The sequence below is a fragment of the Chryseobacterium sp. 'Rf worker isolate 10' genome, assembly GCF_050753305.1.
GTDB lineage: Bacteria > Bacteroidota > Bacteroidia > Flavobacteriales > Weeksellaceae > Chryseobacterium.
Genome location: NZ_JBOZOF010000001.1, coordinates 902907 through 920716 on the forward strand (window position 1 = coordinate 902907; position 17810 = coordinate 920716).

Here is a 17810-nt window from a genome sequence, read left to right on the forward strand (position 1 = left end):
TGTACAACGGGCTGTGTTTAAAAATAAGTCAAGCCCATGAAGCAGGATATTTTAACATTATATAGTATTACGGGTGGTCCCGGAGCAGGAAAGACTACATTACTGGATGAATTAAACAAAAACGGAATGATAACTGTTCCGGAAGAAGGCAGAAAAATCATAAAAGAACAAATGGAGTCTGGTGGAGAAGGGCTTCCCTGGATGAATAAGGAGCTTTTTGCCCATCTGATGTTTGAAGAGTCCGCAAAAACTTACCGGAAAATAAATCAGATGATCCATTCAGAACCTATTTTCTTCGACCGTGGAATATTGGATACGCTGGGTTATATGAGGCTTGAAAATATTCCTATTCCGGAATTAATGAAAACGAAAGCCAGAGAAATGGTTTATCACCATAATGTTTTTATTCTTCCCCCATGGAAAGAGATTTATGAAAATGATCCCGAAAGACAACAAACCTTTGAAAAAGCAATACTTACCTTTGAATGTATGAAAAGAATTTATCAGGAATATGGATACAATATCGTAGAAGTTCCGAAAGCTGCAGTAAAAAACAGAGTACGCTTCATCCTTGATACTATTTCATATAATAATTAGATTAATTATCTCATCATCTATCAATTATCATTCATCAATTATCATTTATAGCATGAATCATCTTCCTTTTGAAAAAGAACTTATTGAACTGGCTGACAAAGACCTGTCTGTCAGAGAAAAGCTGTTAAAAGCGGGGGAATTATCCGGAGGCTATCATCCCGAGATGGAAAGTATTCATAAAGCTAATGCCCAGCGCCTTCGGGAAATTATATTGGAAATCGGTTATCCTACCATCTCGAAAGTGGGTGAAAAAGCAAGCAATGCAGCCTGGCTGATTATCCAGCATGCTATTGGTGAACCTGAATTTATGAAAGAATGCTGTATCATAATGGAAGAGAGTGGCAGTGATATTAATCCTGCTAATAAAGCCTATTTGTACGATAGGATTCAGGTTTTTCAAAGTAAACCACAAAAATATGGAACACAGCTGACTGCTGAAAGAACCATCTATCCTGTTAAAAATAAAGAAAATTTAAACGAAGAACGTGAAAAGGTAAATCTTCCGGCATTATCAAAGGCTGAGATTCATAAAATTCCGGAACCTGAAGAGATTCCGGAAATAGACAGCAAAGATGCTGAGTATATGGTCTGGAGGAAAAAAGTAGGATGGATTTAATTCTTCATTTTTTACTATTACCCGCTTATCTTTCTCATCATCATTTCCAAAGGTCCCTGCTTGAATTTTTTTCCCCAGAATTTACTGAAGTAAATACTCAAAATAAAGAATCCTATTGAATACAGGAAAACACCAAGTGGAGATACCCAGGTTTTATGACTCATTAAATCTGAATAATTTTCACCCTGTAATAAAGCAAATACAACCATTCCGATGCTTAGATGAGATACATAATGAGTGAGTGTCATTTGTCCGGCCCTGGCAAGGTCTGCGGTCCACTTTTTTTCAGAAATATACTGACTGATAAACATAAAACCCGCAATAAGCATCATCCCAAAACCTATTGTATTCAGGATAAAAGGTAATACTGGAGGAATATAATCTGCATTGATGAATTCTCGCGTTTCGGTACTGATATCCATGAAGGTGCTTGCGTAACGGAACCCTTTTACCATAAGATATATTATCAATCCAATGCTGAAGATCATTTGTTGAGTCTGCTTAAGTGCCCAATCCAGTCTTCCAAGATAAAGCCCGATAGCAAAATAAGCAAACCATGGCAGTATAGAGTTCCAGCCATTGTACAATGTATTTCTGAGAAATCCGGAAACGGTATAGAAGTCTCTGTATTCAAGGGTGGAAAAATTCCATCCTGTTTCGAATGGGATAATCAGTAACAGCAAATGAAACAAAATAATGGCAATGGCTGCTGTTATCAGATAATATTTTTTATCCATGAATACCAGTAATGCACCTATACTCATGTAACCGCCATAGAAATGAAGAATATCAGCTGGCCACCAGAGACAAAACAGCATTCCGAATAGAAAAAGAAAAGCCGCTCTTTTGAGAATTGTATTGCGAAGCATTTTTCTGTCTTTCGAAGTATATTCCTGAAGACGATTGGTCATCAGTGCTACTCCCATACCAGCAAGAATTACAAATACCGTACTGGAATGTCCGCTGAAAAGGATCAGCAATTTTCCAAGAGTGGAATGATCATCATGATTTCCGAAGACCATATTGAAGTTTACGATAAACATTCCGAAAATAGCATAAGCCCGTGCCAGATCGAACCCGATGATTCTTTTTTTCATACTGAATAATTATTTTCAGCAAAAGTCAACAATAGGATCGGGCATTCCTTTGACAAAAGTCAAAAAATAAAAGAGAGTAGGATACGGAAGATAAAAAAGTAAGAGAAGTTCTCTTGAAATGACAGTATTTTTATTAAAAAATTGAACAAAGAAAATTTCTATTTAAAATTCAAGAACTTCCAGCTTCCATCTTACTTATCCTTCTTCAAAATTTCACGTACTTCAATGTTTCCTCCGATTTTAAAGATAGGATTTCCTTTAGCCATTTCTACTGCTTCATCAATAGATTCTGCCCTTACGATAATATATCCGCTGATGAACTCTTTGATCTCAGTATAAGGTCCGTCCGTTATAATATTGTCTGGTTTGACAGTTTTGGCAGATCCGGGAGTAGCTAAAAGAGTGTTTCCTGTATCCACCAGCTTATTTTGAGCGGCAATGCTTCCCAGCCAACTCATACGTTCCCGGATCTGTTCCGGCGAAGGTTTTAAATCAGAAATGCCTTTAAGTCTGAATATTAATGCAAATTCTTTCATAATAAGATTCGTTTATGTAATAAAATGACGATTGGGAGGTCAAAATGGGGACAGGGCTCTTATTTTTATTTTGTTAAAACCTAAATTCTGGCTCTTATTCTGCTCAGGGTTTCTAGTGAAACACCCAGATAAGAAGCAATGTGTGTCAGCTTCAGATGATGAAAATACTCCGGAGATTTTTTCAAAAGGCTTTCATAACGTTCTCTGGCACTCATTGTATGGAAATCAAAAAGCCTGTCTTCCAGCCAAATGGTGTATAATTCCGTTAATAATATATCATATTCCATCAGTTGTGGAAAGTCTTTTTTTACAGTTTCAAATGATGTATAATCAACGGTTTCAATAGTTACATCTGTCAGACATTCGATCACTTCTTTGCTTGGTTTTTGGTAGAGATAGCTTTTAAAAGAAAGCGCAATATCATCCTGAAAGAAAAACTCAGTTGTTATTTCCTTTTTATCAGAGAAGAAAAACTTACGGGCAACCCCTTTGATAATTAGAAAACTTTTTCTGCATATCTCATTTTGCTGCAGCAGGATTTCTCCTTTCCGGACTTGCTTTACTGTTGTAATTTTGTCAAGAGCATCAGTAGTTTCCTTGCTGAAACGGGATACCAGCGCCTGAATTTTTTCAATGTGTTCCGTCATGTTGGAATTTTATATTTCAAACTTATCCAATTTTAGCAGAACAGCAAAAATTCTGGTAGCTGATTGAAATACCTCATTTTTTAGGGTAAAAACTTATTTTAATCTTGTAATAATGGTCTGGGATCAAACAAAACTTTTAAGGTATGAATCTTTCCATCTTTAATCTGATACCATCCGGCAGCTTCTATCTCTTTTTCTCCCATGTCAATGGTATACCAGAAACATACATCTTCACCGGACGTGAAAGCTTTCAGAATTTTATACTTAAACTTCATCTGCTTCATATCTGTGATATAAACAGAAGCACCTTCTCTTTTTCCCAATACTCCGATAAATTTAAAGTTAGGATCAAGACAGCTTTCTGCCTTGTCAAAATTTTCTTCATTTAAATATTGGATAAACTGTTCTGCTGTGTTTTGGCCTTTATTGTTCATAAGTCTTAATATTATTGTTAAATACAAATTTAGCTGGTCACATATCATTTCATCTGTGATTGTAATCACAAAATGATTTATAATTTTTACTATTTTAAACCAGGAATTCTGCCTTTAGCATAAGCAATCTGCTCTTTTTCCTTTTCCTGATCCGGATTGTTTTTAAGGTACAGCTGATAGTAAATTGCAGCATTTTTGGGCTGTTTCAGGTTGAGATCATACAGAAGTCCCAAACGATAATAAATAATATTACTGGTACCAAAAGTTAATCCTCTTTTATAAGCCGTCACCGCATCATTATATTGATTTTTGGCTTCATAAATGCCTGCCAGAGCAGCATAATAGAGTGTGGTATGATCTGAAATAGCTTCATCAATAGTCTTTTGCGCATAGATGGCAGCGTTGTTATAATCTTTCAGTTCGCGATAGCTTAATGCCATGAAATATAAGGTGCCTTCATTTTGTACTCCCATATCTTCCAGCATCTTATAAAGGCTGATACATTTCTGATAATCTTTTAGATAAAAATAAGCCTGTCCCATATCATTCATTACATTCACATCGGAATGATTTTTCAGAAGCTTTTCACCAATTTCAATTACTTCTGGATATTTAGCCAGCTGATTGGCAACCGGTAATAAAGCCTGTTGTAAAATGAAATTTTCTGTATCAGAAGCAATGGCTGTTTTTAATACATCATAAGCTGGTTTAAATTGTTTCAGACCGCTGTAGGTCAGAGAAAGATCATAGGCTACATCGGGATCTGTGGTGTTCAGGATATTGGCTTTTTTCAGATAATTGAGTTTGGATTCAGGAGTGTCTGCATAGGCAGCAAGCTGTTTATAAGCACTGAAATTGAGACTGTCCAGCTGAATGATCTGCTGTAGATATTCCTTAGCATTGGAGGCATTACCACGCCTGGAATTAATACTGGCCAGACTGAATAGAGTAGGCAGATTGTTCGGTTGGATGGTATTGATTTTCTGATAATTTTTCTCTGCTTCCGGCAGTTTACCGGCCATCATATTACAGTACGCTATTTGCGAAAGGGCTTTTATATCCTGTGTATCTCCTGGATATATACTCTGAAGATATTGGGCAGCATCGGCATAACGTTGTGTCTCATAATATTCAAGAAGCTTTTCACTGTCAATTTTTGCAGATTGAGCTGTGATTTTGTTAAAGCCTAATAGAAATAGACACAAACAAATTCCTGTTTTCATCATGGTTATTTTTTAACTAAAATATTGGATATTTAATAAGATTCCAAATTTTATCTTCACTTATTGGGGATTTTTTTAATTTTATGGATTGTTTATAGTGGAAATCAAAAAATTCTCTCATAAGATTTCTTATATTCACTCTATAGAAAAAGGACCAGACAAAGTTGAATAGATATGGAAATAAAAACTGTAGAATCATTTCTGGATTATTATAAAAAGATAAGAGAAAGAACCCATCGTATTATTGAAGTTGTGCCTCCCGAACACATTGATTTTACTTACAAACCCGGGAAATTTACTATTGGTGACCAGATAAGGCATATTGCAACAATAGAACGATACATGTATGGAGAAACCATTTCCGGAAAGAAAAGTGCTTATCCGGGATGTGGAAAAGAATTGGCTGACGGCTATGAAAATACAGTCCTGTTTTTTAATGAAATGCATCGGCAGACTTTGGAAATCATCAGTGGGCTTTCCGATAAGGATCTTACCCGTAAATGTTTAACTCCTGCCAACAATGAAATCTCTATCTGGAAATGGCTTCGCGCCATGATAGAACATGAAATTCATCACAGAGCAGAAATCTATATTTATCTGAATCTTCTGAATGTAAAAACACCTCAAATCTATGGATTTTCTGCAGAGGAAGTTCAGGAGATGAGCGTGAAATTATAGGATAAACAGGAATAATTGAAGGCTGTTCAATCGGGTAAGGTTAATTTGTATATTAGCCATTCAAAAAATAATAATGACCAGACCTTTTATCATTCCTCTTTTATTGTTTCTAAACAGTGCTTATGCACAAACAAATTCAGAACTGAAACCGGGAGATACATTAAAATATATTCCCAAGTCTCATAAACCTTCATGGATTTCGGTACAGTCCGGAGATGCCAATTTGGGGGTTGCATTGTTCATGGATGGGAAAAAACTTAAAGAACAGGATGATTCCAGAGGAATAAAAAGTGTTGAACGTTTATACCTTACCCCGGAAAAAGGAAAAAGATATGAGCTTAAAATCTGGGCTAAATCTTATGTTGAGAAAAGTAAAACAGCTAAAGTTTCCATTATGGAATCTAAAAACGTGGTAGTTTTGGACGGACAGTTCAGTCCGGACCAGTTTGTAGAAGATCTTACAACGTTCCGCTCTATCAGAGAAAAAGCAAACTCAGGGTTATATGTCTACAGAACAAGAAAACAGATTGACAGCATTTATCAGCAGGCTGAGATAGAAGCCCGAAACAGCAAAAATATTTTCGATTTTTATAAAGTTATTGCCAATGTTACCGGATTTGAAGGAAGCTGTCATAACTACACAGATCTGCCTAATCACGCTTCTTATTACCTCACCCAAAAACCGGAATATTTACCCATTACACTGAAGAATATTGATGGCCGTCTGCTTCAGGATTCAAAAGACGTGGCATTGCCTTTAGGAGCCGAAATCCTTTCTGTCAACGGAGTTTCTGCAAAAGAAATGATTAGCCGTTTTTCAAAATATTATTTTTCTGACGGATATTCAATACCTTACAAAGAAACAACAGGTTTTGAGAGAGGTATGCTGGATAAGTTTTATATAGAATTTGGTACTCACAAAAACTATGTCATCAGCTATCAATGGAATGGAAATGTAAAAGAAGTTGCATTACCGGGAATTTCATTAGAAAAATTTAAAAAGCTTCAGGATTCAAGACATTCATTAACTTTTGATAAAAAACTGCTCTCCGAAAAATACAGTTTTACTAATGAAGGAGATGGAATATACCGTCTATCTTTGAGAGGATTTGATTTTTCAACCGGAAAAGAAGATCCTGCTTATAAAAAATTCAGTGTTTTCCTTGATCAGATGATGGATACCCTGGAACGCGAGAAAATAAATAACCTTATTATTGATCTTAGAGGCAATACCGGAGGTACCGGAGCTTTGTATGAAAAAGTATTCTCTTATCTTACCCAAAGACCTTTCCGTGACAGCCACTATGCTTATACCAAATTTAATGAAGTTCCTTTGGACGAAAAACTGATTATCACTTCTCTTTTTCTTTCCAATGGAGTGCAGGACAAATATGGATTAAATGCCTATCTGAAACAGCTTTATCCTAAAGCCGTTCAGGGAAAATATTACTGGGCAGATGATAAAAATCCTTTAATTATGCCTAATGACAGGACGTTTAAAGGGCAGCTGTATCTGCTGGTAGATCAGCGTGTGGCTTCTGCAGCTTCACATCTTGCTTCATTGATTAAATCCTACACCAATGCAATAGTAATCGGAAAAGAAACTGTAGGAGGTTATTATGAACATAACGGGCACCTTCCCCTGGTATATGAACTTCCCAATACTGGCATACAGACAGGATTTTCTATTGTTCATGTGATTCAGGATGCGCAGAATCTTCCGGATCAGAAAAGAGGACAGGGGATTATACCCCATATTAAAATTCAGCAGACCAATCAGGAGTTTCTGGATCAGACTGATGTTTATCTCAGAAAAGTTTCAGAGCTGAGAAAGCAGTAAAATAAATTCATTTTATTGAAATATTATATATAAAACCATCTGAAAATTCATTATTTCAGATGGTTTTTTTGTTGCTGAAATTTAGAATAATTTTATGTTATTTCTATTTTAGGTGATAAATTTATTGTTTTCATTTATTAAAAATTGTTAAATATAGATCTGATAAATAGATATTTATTTCTTTTATTTAATCATTTGTTTTGGAATTATTGATGAAAAGTAGTAGAACTACTACAAATTTTCAGATAAGCTCCAGAAAATTTTTTGAATAGAAATTACCGTTTTATCTTTGTAATACCACCAATCAATTACAAAAAAAATTAATAATGATTAAAAATTTCATCTTATAACGGTAAATACAGGAGAAATCCCGGAATTCAACAGGGTGTAAAGTGGATCTGTTTTCTGCTTTACTTTTTTACAATTCTATATACCCTGTTTTGATCTTAATATCCGCATTTTATTTCTCAGAATGAAATACGGATAATGAAAATGTATCTGAATGTTTTTACGTCAGGTAGGTTTTAGCCTTAAAAAATTTGACACCCAATCAATCAAAATAGTATAATTATGTTTCAGGACGATCATTCACCCAAAATGCCTGTTTCCAAAGATAAAATTCCAGCTGTAAATAACTTAAAAGAAACCCTGAAAGACCAGGCGGTAAGCAAAGCAGCCAAGGAAGTACAGGAAAAATCCAGTGGAACCATTAAAAAAGCTACAGAAAAAATGGCTCAGGCTCAAGCCTATACAGGAATGGTTCAGAACGGTTCACAAATGTTTATGAATCAGGTCAAACAGCCTAATCCTCCTACATTGGTAGAAGACAAAGTATGGTCCAAACAGCCTACTTCTGGAATTTACAATGCTAATACAATCCCCGGCAATCAGGTAGCGGGAATCAACCGTGTGATACAGCTTGAAATTGTAATTGACGGAAAAGTAATCAAACATTTCAAGCATTTTCAATTAAAACAAAGCGCTGTAAAACATCATGAATTTGATCTGATGCTGGCTCATGATACCTTAGGAAGCTCAGAAAATCATAACCTGGAAGAAGCCCAGAATTTTTTAGGTAAAAGAATGACTGTTATTTTCAGATATAAAGACGTTGAAGACGGCCCCGAAAGAAACTTTGTAGGCGTAATTACAGAAGTAGGTTTCAGCCAGGAAAAAGGGAGTCTTGGAAATATTGTTCTTACAGGATCAAGTCCTACCGTTCTTTTAGATGCCGCGCCTCATATTCAGAGTTTTGGCGGAGCACAGGAAATAAGTCTCAACAGTATTGCAGATCAGGTCATCAAAGAAGGTTTGGGACAAAATACCTTTGATTTCAGGGTAGATGCGGCCCACGGAAATGTTTCCTACAGCTCACAATATGAAGAAACCCATTACAACTATCTGGCAAGAATGGCAGAAGCGTATGGTGAACAGTTTTATTACGATGGTGAAGTCTTACATTTCGGGAAACTTCCACCGCAGGAAAAACCAGTAAAACTGACCTACGGAAGTAGTGTAAGCGATGTAAAGATAAAAATGAAAGCCCAGCACGTGAATCCGTCATTTTATGGCTACAACAGCAGTAAAAATGAAAAATTAACCGCTGGAAATTCAAAAATCAATCATACTTCAGATATTGCTAAAAGAGCCTATGAAATTTCAGAAAAAACCTTTACAACCCCTTCGTTAAGAGTAGCTCCGATAAAAGCGGCCTCTTTTATGGATGTGGAAAATTCACAGAAAGGAACAGCTGGAAGCAAAGCTTCAGAAGTATTTGTTATTTCAGGCGTTACAACAGTACCATTCCTTTATCCGGGATGTATCGCTGATATTGAAATGAGAAAAGCCGAAAGCAGTGAAACCACCTATTTCACTAAACTGATGATTATAGATATGCATCACGATGTAGATGCAAGGGGATATTACACCGGAACCTTTGAGGCAATTGCTTCTGACACAGGTTTTATTCCCCGTCCGGAGTTTCATTCTCCAAAAGCAGATGCACAATTTGCCAAAGTAATTTCCAATACGGATCCTTTGAACCAGGGAAGAGTTAAAGTACAGTTCGACTGGCAGAATGGTTCTACCACTACAGAATATATCAGAGTAATGACTCCCGATGGTGGTGGAAGCGAAAAAGTAAGCAAAAACCGTGGATTCATGGCTATTCCGGAAGTGGGCGACCAGGTTGTAGTCAATTTTGCACATCAGCATCCTGACCGTCCGTTTGTGATGGGAGGAATGTTTCATGGCGGTGTTGGCGGCGGCGGAGGTGCCGGAAATAATATTAAAAGTTTAAGCAGTAAAAGCGGTCATACCATGAGTCTGGATGATGCCGGTGGAATTACGGTAAAAGATAAAGATCAAAACTCTGTTTTTCTGGATGGAGCAGGAAATATAACCATAGACAGTAAGATTTCCATTACTCTGAACTGTGGAAGCAGTTCTCTTTATATGGATAAAGACGGAAATATTCAGATCAAAGGAAAAGAAATATTTGTGCAGGGAATTAATATTGGAGTTGGGGGAACCTCGAGTATCGGAGTAGGGGTAGGACCTGAAGACGGTGATCCTACTTCGGGAGTCGGAATCAAATCCGATACACTGGATATCGGAACCAAAACTCTTTCAATGAGAGGTGATACTGAAGCCAATCTCAGCAGTGGAGGAAAAATAAATGTCGGAGGCGGAAGTGAAACAAATATTGTAAGTGGAACTGTAAAACTGAATTAAAAGCAGATGAATCCTGTAGACCTGGAGTTGGTGAAATTAAAAAGACAATGGCAGAAAGTCGTTTCAAAAAATGAAGAAAAACCTATGCTGATCTGTATAGGTGAAAAACATGAAACCGATCTTTTTGACGGATTTATAAAGTCAAAACTTTCTGAAGATGAAGAAAGTAATGATATTTTTTTACTTCATTATCAGGAGTTTAACGGAATGAATTCCTTTGGACAGATCTTATTGGATGAATGGACTGAGTTCTATGAAATGCTGAAAAAAAGCGAAGAAAATATTCCGCAATGGGACTTTAAGAATCCGGAAGAAACATTTAAAACAGATGCCTACAAAGCATTTTATCCGCTGCTGGAACTAAAGAAAAACTTCCCAAATATCAGGGACTCCAAAATCTATCTCTACATTGCTCCACTCAGGATCAGTGATAAAGAAGAGCTGTCTCTATGGGTGAAAGAATGGTGCAGGATCTGTGAAGCATCAGAAAATAAAGATATTAAACTGGTCTGGGCAGAACATCATACCTATAGAACACTGTCACAAATTCCTTCAGCCCACAGTTTCAGGGTAGAAGTGGATATTCATCAGCTGATGCAGAATACGGCAGCACATACCAACCGGAAGAAAAACAGTCCGGATACGGATTTTCAGCAGCAGATTCTTACAGCGAGTAATCATCTAAGTAAAGAAAGGTTCAAAGAAGCAGAACATGCTCTGAAAACAGCAGTGAAACTGGCCAGAGAACAAAAGAATAAACAAGGAGAGATTTCTGCGTATTTTATGCTTACTCAGGCCTATACAGCAGACAGAAAAAAAGAGCGTGCAGAAGATACTTACCGGATTATATTGGAAGAAGTGGAGCCGGATTCGCCTTTACAAGTTCAGATGTATATGAATTACGGAACCCATTTATTAGGAAACTCCAAGAAATCCAAAGCAGAAAAAATATTTGAAAAAGCTGCAGAAACAGCACAGAAAATAGGAGAATATGCGATGGCTATTGAATGCTATAGAATCATAGCAACCCTTAATGATACTGTCCTTACAAAAGATAAAATGATAAGGTATTTTGAAAAATGCCTTGATATAGCAAAAGTAATGGAGCCTTCAGTCAGAGAACAAAGCAGCCTGCGGTTTGTAGCCTCAATGCTGATTCTCAAATACGAAGGTGATCAGGATAAAAAAACAAAATTGGACAATGAAATGAAGATGTATTTTGGTGATGACTGGAAGGTAAGTGTAGAAAGACCAAAAGCTGAGTAACCTCAAATTAAAAGAATCATGGCAGATCTGAATAAAAAAACAGTAAAAACCATTAAGGTTGAAAAACCGAATATGAATCCTGATCGCTCCATAAAGGTAAATGCGGACGTTACTTCGGGAAGCTGGGATAAAACCACACAGGGATGGAAGAACGGGATGAAAAATAATGTTGACTCCCTGAATCCGGTTTCCATGGCTAAATCCATTGCAGGAGGAGACAGTGCTCAGCCTGCGAAAAGCAGTGGAGGAGGTGGAGGAGACAGCGCTGTAACTGCAGAAAAGGCAACTCCGGAAAGCAAAGTGAAGCTGATTAAAGTCAATACACCTGCAATGCCATCCACTGCCATTCAGCATACAAGTAAGCATTTTGATATTGTGCTGGCGATTGATATTCACTGGACACTGATTCCGCCGCCACCTTCATTTATGTTGATTCCGCTGCCATTGCCGCATCCGTTTATCGGGATTGTTTTTGATATCATGGATTACATTACGATCACTATTCCGATTCCTCAATTCGCAAGAAATCTGATGCCGTCACTTCCGGAAAGCATTCCGATGGGAGGCTCAATATACGTTCACGGAAGACATAAAGCAACCACTACTACAAGTGTAATGGGGGTGGTAATTCCGTTCAGACACATTACGTCACTCATTCCGGTTTATCTTATTCCCTTTCCTCAGGAAGCTCCACACGAAGGAGAAGTCTATTATGGTTCACAAACTGTTTTGGCGCAGGGAAGTAAAATGAGTGGAAACCAGCCTCAGCAGGTACTTACCTGTATGGGATTTCCTTTCGGGATGACCATGCTGCCTGCCATGCCGGACAAACCAAAGAAAAATCCACTGGCCTACTTTGCCTTCTATAATAATTTTTCAAGCATGTATATCCAGATCAATACGGGTGGACCTGTATTAGTGGGAGGAGCTTTTGTTCCGCATGTTTATACACCCGGAGAAATGCTGATGCGTCTCGCGGGAATGTTTTTAATGAGAAGTTTGACCAAAAAAATAGGCAAACTAGGAGCTAATGGTTTAAAAAAACTGAATAATAGTGTCCTTAAAAAAGCTCCATTCAATAAATTCAAATTTGCAAATGCCCTTTCTAAGAAATTATGCCACTGGGGATTAGAACCTGTTAATTTTGCCACAGGAGCAATGGTTTTTGAATGGGATGATTTTGAAATTCAGGGAAGTACTTCTTTAAAATGGAGAAATATATGGCACAGTGACAGGCCTTATGATTTTGGTCCTTTAGGAAACGGAGTTTTTAATAATCATGATCTGTTTATCCTGCCTGAAGAAAACAATAAGTTTGCCGGATGGATGCATCCTTCTGAGAATATTGCCATGCTAATCCCTGCACCGGAAATTGGCGAAGAAATGACCTATTTCAGAGATCATAAAATATGGCAGTACAGACCAAGCAGCAGCATTTGGGTAATAAGAAAAGGAACTGATATCTATACCTATAAACGTTTTCATCATGTTACAGAAGGAGTAATTTATAAAGTAATTCGTATTGAATACGGCGACGGCACCATCAGAGAATACGAATATGAAGATCGCAATATTATCCTGAAAAGTATCAAAGATATGAAAAGCGGATTCAGAATAGAAACTGTGATTCATCCTGAATATAAAAAAGTAACAGAAGTTTATTATTGTTATAAAAAGCAGAGAGATCTGCAGGTTCGCTATGATTATGATGATCGTGGAAATCTTATCCATGTCTGGGATATTCACAAAAAGGCAATTGCCTTTGAATATGACGGAAACAATCACGTGGTGAAAAGAACCAACCGAAATGGAATGAGCTACATCTGGAACTATGATAAAGAGGGAAGAGTCGTTCATACCAAAGGAGTGGATGGATTTATGGAAGGCAGGCTTAATTATAATGAAGATGAAGGTTTTACAGAAGTAATATATCCAAAACAGAACAATAAAACCGAACGTTATTATTATGATGAAAATTTTCTTGTTTACAAAAAAGTAGATGGGGAAGGTGGTGAAACCTGGTATGATTTTACAGCGAACAACGAGTTGAAAATGATTGGAACTCCGGAAGGAAGAGTTCAGGGGTATACCTATGATGAAATGGGAAATATCAAGATTTTCCATAGTTTTGACGGGGAAGAGTATCATTATCAATACAATGAATTCGGACAGGTTATTGCACGCTTTTCACCATCCGGAAGTTCTGAAACATGGAGTTATGATGAGGATGGAAGATTGATCAGCCATACAAACGCAGCAGAAGAAAGTGTCTATTATGAGTATGCCGAAAGGGAAAGACTTCCTGAAAGAAGCATAAGAGAACATATTACAACATCTTACGAATATAATCTGAAGGGGCAGCTTATTCAGTTGACCAATACAATGGGAACTGAGCAATATTGGAAATATGATGAGTATGGAAGATTATTGGTTTTCAGTCCGAACCCTCTAAACAGAATTCTTTGGAACAGAGATAAAATGGGAAGGGTTGTAGAAGTAAATGAACAGGGGCAGCTGCCATTAAAACTTCGTTACGATGCTTATGATCTTCCGGTTTATGCCACAGATGGCCGTGCAGAATGGCTCATGAGTTACACCCCTATGGGAAGCCTGAAACGACAGATTCGAAGGAATGCACTTACGAGTAAAAAAGAACAAACTCTGGCTTTTGGATATGATGCTTATGAAAACTTAATGAGCATTACCAATGAAAAAGGAGAAATTTATTCTTTTGAAAGAAATAATAATAACGAAATCATAGGCGAAACTGGTTTTGAGGGGCAGAAAAAATTCTTTGTTCGTGATAAAGATGGATTAGTTACCCAAAGAAGAACCCCTCAAGGGAATAATATCTTTTATGAGTATGATCTGGCAGGAAGAATAACGCAAACTCATTATCCGGACGGAACCTGGGAAGCCTATCAATATGACACTTCAGGGTTATTAGTTAATGCAGATAATGAAAATAGCAGTGTAGCCTTCCAAAGAAATAAATTAGGACTGGTTACCAGCGAAAAACAAGGCGAACATTCCATTGAATATGAATATGACAATCAAGGGAATTTGGTGGGTTTAAAGAGTAGTTTGGGAGCAGAAATTGACTATAGCTACAATGATTTTGGACAGCTTAGAACAGTTACTGCTACCAACCGGAATATTGAAATTCCATGGCAGATGAGTCTTCAGATCAGTCGGAACGGGCAGATGTATTCCCGTGAAATGACTGGCGGGGTAGAAAGTACCTTTGAACTTGATCACATCGGAATGCCTGTAAGCCAGAAAGTAACGGTGAATAAAAACAATACCACTTTCCATAAAGATTACGACTGGGGAGCAGGAAACCGTTTGCTGCATACGCTGGATAGGGTGACTGGTGGAAGAACAAGATTTGATTATAATGCTTTCGGAAGCCTTGTGACAGCTGAATATTCCACCGGAGAAGTACAGTATAAAAATCCGGATGCCACAGGATGTTTATATGAAAGCGCCAAACGTACGGACCGTATTTATAACAAAGGAGGACAGCTGATGCGGGATAAAAACTGGTTTTATCATTACGATGATGAAGGTTATTTGCTGTTAAAAAGCAAACGGCCGATCAATAATGTGAAACCGGAACGTACAGAAGATTCCAATAATACACATCCTTACTATAAAACCATTGCCTCAGACTGGTTAAGTAACCCGAAAATGCCGGATGGAGCTGATTTACCTAATGTCAATGAGGAGATTTCAACGGAAGTCCAAAACCAGGAATGGTTCTCGGGAGATTGGGCTTATTCCTGGACTGCCAGCGGAATGCTTGCTAAAGTAAAACGTCCTGACGGAAAGGAAATAAGCTTTGAATATGATGCACTGGGAAGAAGAACTTCAAAAATTGGACTAAAGAAAATAACTCGTTATATTTGGGATGGTAATGTCCTTCTGCATGAATGGAGCTACGATGCAGAGGAAGATCCGGTAACAGTTGTAGATGATGAAGGAAATCTCATTATCGGCAAAGAACCCGTAGAGAATGTGGTGACCTGGGTATATGAAAGAGGAAATCATGTGCCGAGTGCCAAAATAGAAGACGGTAGAAAAGCCTCCATTATTTTAGATTATATAGGTAGGCCTGTACAGGCTTATGATGAAGATGGAAGTTTAATATGGAGCGCAGAATATGATATCTTTGGAAAGGTTAGAGTCCTTAAAGGGAATCAGCATTTTATTCCATTCAGACAGCTCGGACAATATGAAGATTTAGAGTTGGCTGGTCTTTATTATAACAGGTTTAGATATTATGATTCTGAGAATGGGAGATACATAAGCAAAGACCCAATAGGTTTTGCGAGTGGCGAGCCTAACTTCTATGGGTATGTAGATGATAGTAACAGAAAGGTAGATATTCTAGGATTAATGCCATTTGATCCCAAGCCTATTACCAGCGGCAGTGTTTTTAGAGGCGTTAAATCCGGGCAGGCTCCTTTTTTTCCCAGCTCAGGAGATATTGCGCACTTTAAAAATACGGGAACAATGCCGGGACTTTCAACAAAACCTAAGTTAAATAGCCAGGCAACTAAGTTTTTTGAAAAAATTGGTGTTAAAGATATTTTAGAGATTGACTCAGAGAAATTGAGTAATTTAGAAATAATTCAAGATGGAAAAGAACATGCAAGCGTTAAACCAACAGATGATTATCTGGCACGAAATAATATGAGCATGGCAGAAGCTTTAGATGATTGGAATGCAAAAGGAGAGTCGCATCCACTTAGTGTAGAACTTTCCAAAGCAGCAACCTATAAATAAAATATAATGGATTTAAAATCATTCATCAATAATGAAATTTTACAAACAGAAAACGAGATCAATACTTTTTTACTTAAAACAAGTATAGATTCACTAGTTAAAAAAGAGGTGGTTTATGGGAAAAAAAACAACTTTATACTTCATTCACTTGAAGGAGGTAAAAAAGAAGTATTTACATTTTCTATCTCATATACATTTAAAGAGGACATAGAGGACGAGTTTGGGCAGAGGCCTAATGATATAACTTTAAGCATCATATTACAAATTAACGATAATAATTATAAAATTAATCAAGAAATCAGTTTTGGGACTGAGCTTGATGATATTGAGTTCGATGTAATAGATATAGATGATATGCCCAATGTAAACTTTGAACAAAAGTTCAATTTTGATGAACTTAGGGAAGTTTTTGAAGCAAGTATTATGAATTTTATTAAGTTATTACAATAACATCTCCTTTATAAAATATTTAATCCAAATCCAATCCAAATATATATGAAGAAAATATTCTCTGAACTTAAAGGTTTTGTGGTATTCAGCCCACAACTTTTAGCAAAATACCTGGAAGAAAATCATCTTCAGGGTAATAATATTTTAAAATATTTTGTAGAAAACGAACATGGGGATGAAATAACAAAGTCAGGAATAGCTATTCCAATAATAGGTGTTGAAGAAGATGATTATGCTTTTCGGGTTTCAGTGAACGATGAAAATATTTTGAATGATGATGAAGTAGAGGTGGAGTCGCGAGGCTGGGTATTTCAGACCGCCAATAATGAAGTGAAAATTGTCGGTATTGGATATTTAAAAGATATTGCTTCTATTAATGAAGGTAATAGCATAACCCTTTCCTTAGAAAATGGATGGTATTCTTTAAAAATACGGGGAGGAAATAAAAACGGAGAAAGATTATTTGAGCTGAATATGCAGAAACAGGACATGCATCCGGCTTTTAGCGGAGATGTTACTACAGAATATTATTACGGATAAAAATGGCAGAAAAAATAATATTGAAAACTGAATAGTACCTGTACAGGGTTAAATAACTGACATCGAGTTATTAATGTTCATATTTCAGAAGCCTGAAAAAATGGAGTTTTCTTTAAAAATATAGAAACCCAAATTTTATTGTAAAAATATTTTGTCAGTAATAAAAAACTTTCTATATTTGCACCACTGAAAACAACGGTACTACCGGAGTTAAAGGAGAGTTGGCAGAGTGGTCGATTGCGGCAGTCTTGAAAACTGTTGACTGTAACAGGTCCGGGGGTTCGAATCCCTCACTCTCCGCTTAGGGAGACGTTTATTTTTAAACGTCTCCTTTTTTTATGTTTGTAATTTATTGGTTTTCAGTT

Annotated in this window: 14 protein-coding genes and 1 tRNA gene; 10 read left to right on the top strand and 5 right to left on the bottom strand. The window is 36.9% G+C overall.

Going from position 1 to position 17810, the window contains the following annotated elements; all coding sequences use genetic code 11:
* Window positions 1–36 precede the first annotated feature (36 nt).
* On the top strand, window positions 37–597 hold the full coding sequence (locus tag LKL37_RS03980) for an AAA family ATPase (protein WP_431609303.1): 561 nt from the start codon (window positions 37–39) through the stop codon (window positions 595–597).
* A 52-nt stretch (window positions 598–649) separates the two neighbouring features.
* Window positions 650–1213 carry a DUF6624 domain-containing protein gene (locus tag LKL37_RS03985; protein ID WP_431609304.1) on the top strand — a complete coding sequence of 188 codons (564 nt, stop codon included), beginning with the start codon at window positions 650–652 and terminating at the stop codon, window positions 1211–1213.
* Between the two features lie 17 nt (window positions 1214–1230).
* On the opposite strand, the gene LKL37_RS03990 is transcribed toward LKL37_RS03985, so the two are convergent.
* The 5 genes from LKL37_RS03990 to LKL37_RS04010 form a co-directional block, all read right to left on the bottom strand.
* On the bottom strand, window positions 1231–2310 hold the full coding sequence (locus tag LKL37_RS03990) for a DUF418 domain-containing protein (RefSeq protein ID WP_431609305.1): 1080 nt from the start codon (window positions 2308–2310) through the stop codon (window positions 1231–1233).
* A 191-nt stretch (window positions 2311–2501) separates the two neighbouring features.
* Window positions 2502–2846, bottom strand: a complete 345-nt coding sequence (locus LKL37_RS03995; protein ID WP_431609306.1) for a YciI family protein — start codon at window positions 2844–2846, stop codon at window positions 2502–2504.
* A gap of 80 nt (window positions 2847–2926) precedes the next feature.
* Entirely contained in the window at window positions 2927–3493 is a 567-nt protein-coding gene (locus LKL37_RS04000; protein ID WP_431609308.1) for a Crp/Fnr family transcriptional regulator, read from the bottom strand.
* Between the two features lie 98 nt (window positions 3494–3591).
* On the bottom strand, window positions 3592–3927 hold the full coding sequence (locus LKL37_RS04005; protein WP_431609309.1) for a nuclear transport factor 2 family protein: 336 nt from the start codon (window positions 3925–3927) through the stop codon (window positions 3592–3594).
* An 89-nt stretch (window positions 3928–4016) separates the two neighbouring features.
* Window positions 4017–5150, bottom strand: a complete 1134-nt coding sequence (locus LKL37_RS04010; RefSeq protein ID WP_431609310.1) for a tetratricopeptide repeat protein — start codon at window positions 5148–5150, stop codon at window positions 4017–4019.
* Window positions 5151–5324: 174 nt separating this feature from the next.
* On the opposite strand from LKL37_RS04010, the gene LKL37_RS04015 reads away from it, so the two are divergent.
* From LKL37_RS04015 to LKL37_RS04050, 8 genes are all read left to right on the top strand, one after another.
* Window positions 5325–5828 (top strand): DinB family protein, encoded by a 504-nt coding sequence (locus LKL37_RS04015; protein ID WP_431609311.1) that lies wholly within the window; start codon window positions 5325–5327, stop codon window positions 5826–5828.
* Between the two features lie 73 nt (window positions 5829–5901).
* Window positions 5902–7668, top strand: coding sequence for a S41 family peptidase (locus LKL37_RS04020; RefSeq protein ID WP_431609312.1), 1767 nt, complete (start codon window positions 5902–5904; stop codon window positions 7666–7668).
* 570 nt (window positions 7669–8238) lie between these two features.
* Window positions 8239–10401: a type VI secretion system Vgr family protein gene (locus tag LKL37_RS04025; protein WP_431609313.1), complete on the top strand. Its 2163-nt coding sequence runs from the start codon at window positions 8239–8241 to the stop codon at window positions 10399–10401.
* A gap of 6 nt (window positions 10402–10407) precedes the next feature.
* The gene (locus tag LKL37_RS04030) at window positions 10408–11667 is read left to right on the top strand and encodes a tetratricopeptide repeat protein (protein ID WP_431609315.1); all 1260 of its coding nucleotides are present in this window, start codon (window positions 10408–10410) and stop codon (window positions 11665–11667) included.
* 18 nt (window positions 11668–11685) lie between these two features.
* On the top strand, window positions 11686–16455 hold the full coding sequence (locus LKL37_RS04035) for an RHS repeat-associated core domain-containing protein (RefSeq protein WP_431609316.1): 4770 nt from the start codon (window positions 11686–11688) through the stop codon (window positions 16453–16455).
* A 6-nt stretch (window positions 16456–16461) separates the two neighbouring features.
* The gene (locus LKL37_RS04040; protein WP_431609317.1) at window positions 16462–16905 is read left to right on the top strand and encodes a hypothetical protein; all 444 of its coding nucleotides are present in this window, start codon (window positions 16462–16464) and stop codon (window positions 16903–16905) included.
* Between the two features lie 45 nt (window positions 16906–16950).
* Complete coding sequence (locus LKL37_RS04045) at window positions 16951–17445, top strand: hypothetical protein (protein ID WP_431609318.1); 495 nt, start codon at window positions 16951–16953, stop codon at window positions 17443–17445.
* Between the two features lie 215 nt (window positions 17446–17660).
* Window positions 17661–17745: transfer RNA gene (locus LKL37_RS04050), tRNA-Ser, on the top strand.
* Window positions 17746–17810: the final 65 nt, after the last annotated feature.

Excerpts from the sequence above, each read along its gene's own strand:
- LKL37_RS04045 (WP_431609318.1), top strand. The coding sequence starts at position 16,951 with ATGAAGAAAATATTCTCTGAACTTAAAGGTTTTGTGGTATTCAGCCCA.
- LKL37_RS04020 (WP_431609312.1), top strand. The coding sequence starts at position 5,902 with ATGACCAGACCTTTTATCATTCCTCTTTTATTGTTTCTAAACAGTGCT.
- LKL37_RS03990 (WP_431609305.1), bottom strand. The coding sequence starts at position 2,310 with ATGAAAAAAAGAATCATCGGGTTCGATCTGGCACGGGCTTATGCTATT.
- LKL37_RS04005 (WP_431609309.1), bottom strand. The coding sequence starts at position 3,927 with ATGAACAATAAAGGCCAAAACACAGCAGAACAGTTTATCCAATATTTA.
- LKL37_RS04030 (WP_431609315.1), top strand. The coding sequence starts at position 10,408 with ATGAATCCTGTAGACCTGGAGTTGGTGAAATTAAAAAGACAATGGCAG.
- LKL37_RS03995 (WP_431609306.1), bottom strand. The coding sequence starts at position 2,846 with ATGAAAGAATTTGCATTAATATTCAGACTTAAAGGCATTTCTGATTTA.
- LKL37_RS04025 (WP_431609313.1), top strand. The coding sequence starts at position 8,239 with ATGTTTCAGGACGATCATTCACCCAAAATGCCTGTTTCCAAAGATAAA.
- LKL37_RS04000 (WP_431609308.1), bottom strand. The coding sequence starts at position 3,493 with ATGACGGAACACATTGAAAAAATTCAGGCGCTGGTATCCCGTTTCAGC.
- LKL37_RS04035 (WP_431609316.1), top strand. The coding sequence starts at position 11,686 with ATGGCAGATCTGAATAAAAAAACAGTAAAAACCATTAAGGTTGAAAAA.
- LKL37_RS04015 (WP_431609311.1), top strand. The coding sequence starts at position 5,325 with ATGGAAATAAAAACTGTAGAATCATTTCTGGATTATTATAAAAAGATA.
- LKL37_RS04040 (WP_431609317.1), top strand. The coding sequence starts at position 16,462 with ATGGATTTAAAATCATTCATCAATAATGAAATTTTACAAACAGAAAAC.
- LKL37_RS03985 (WP_431609304.1), top strand. The coding sequence starts at position 650 with ATGAATCATCTTCCTTTTGAAAAAGAACTTATTGAACTGGCTGACAAA.
- LKL37_RS03980 (WP_431609303.1), top strand. The coding sequence starts at position 37 with ATGAAGCAGGATATTTTAACATTATATAGTATTACGGGTGGTCCCGGA.
- LKL37_RS04010 (WP_431609310.1), bottom strand. The coding sequence starts at position 5,150 with ATGAAAACAGGAATTTGTTTGTGTCTATTTCTATTAGGCTTTAACAAA.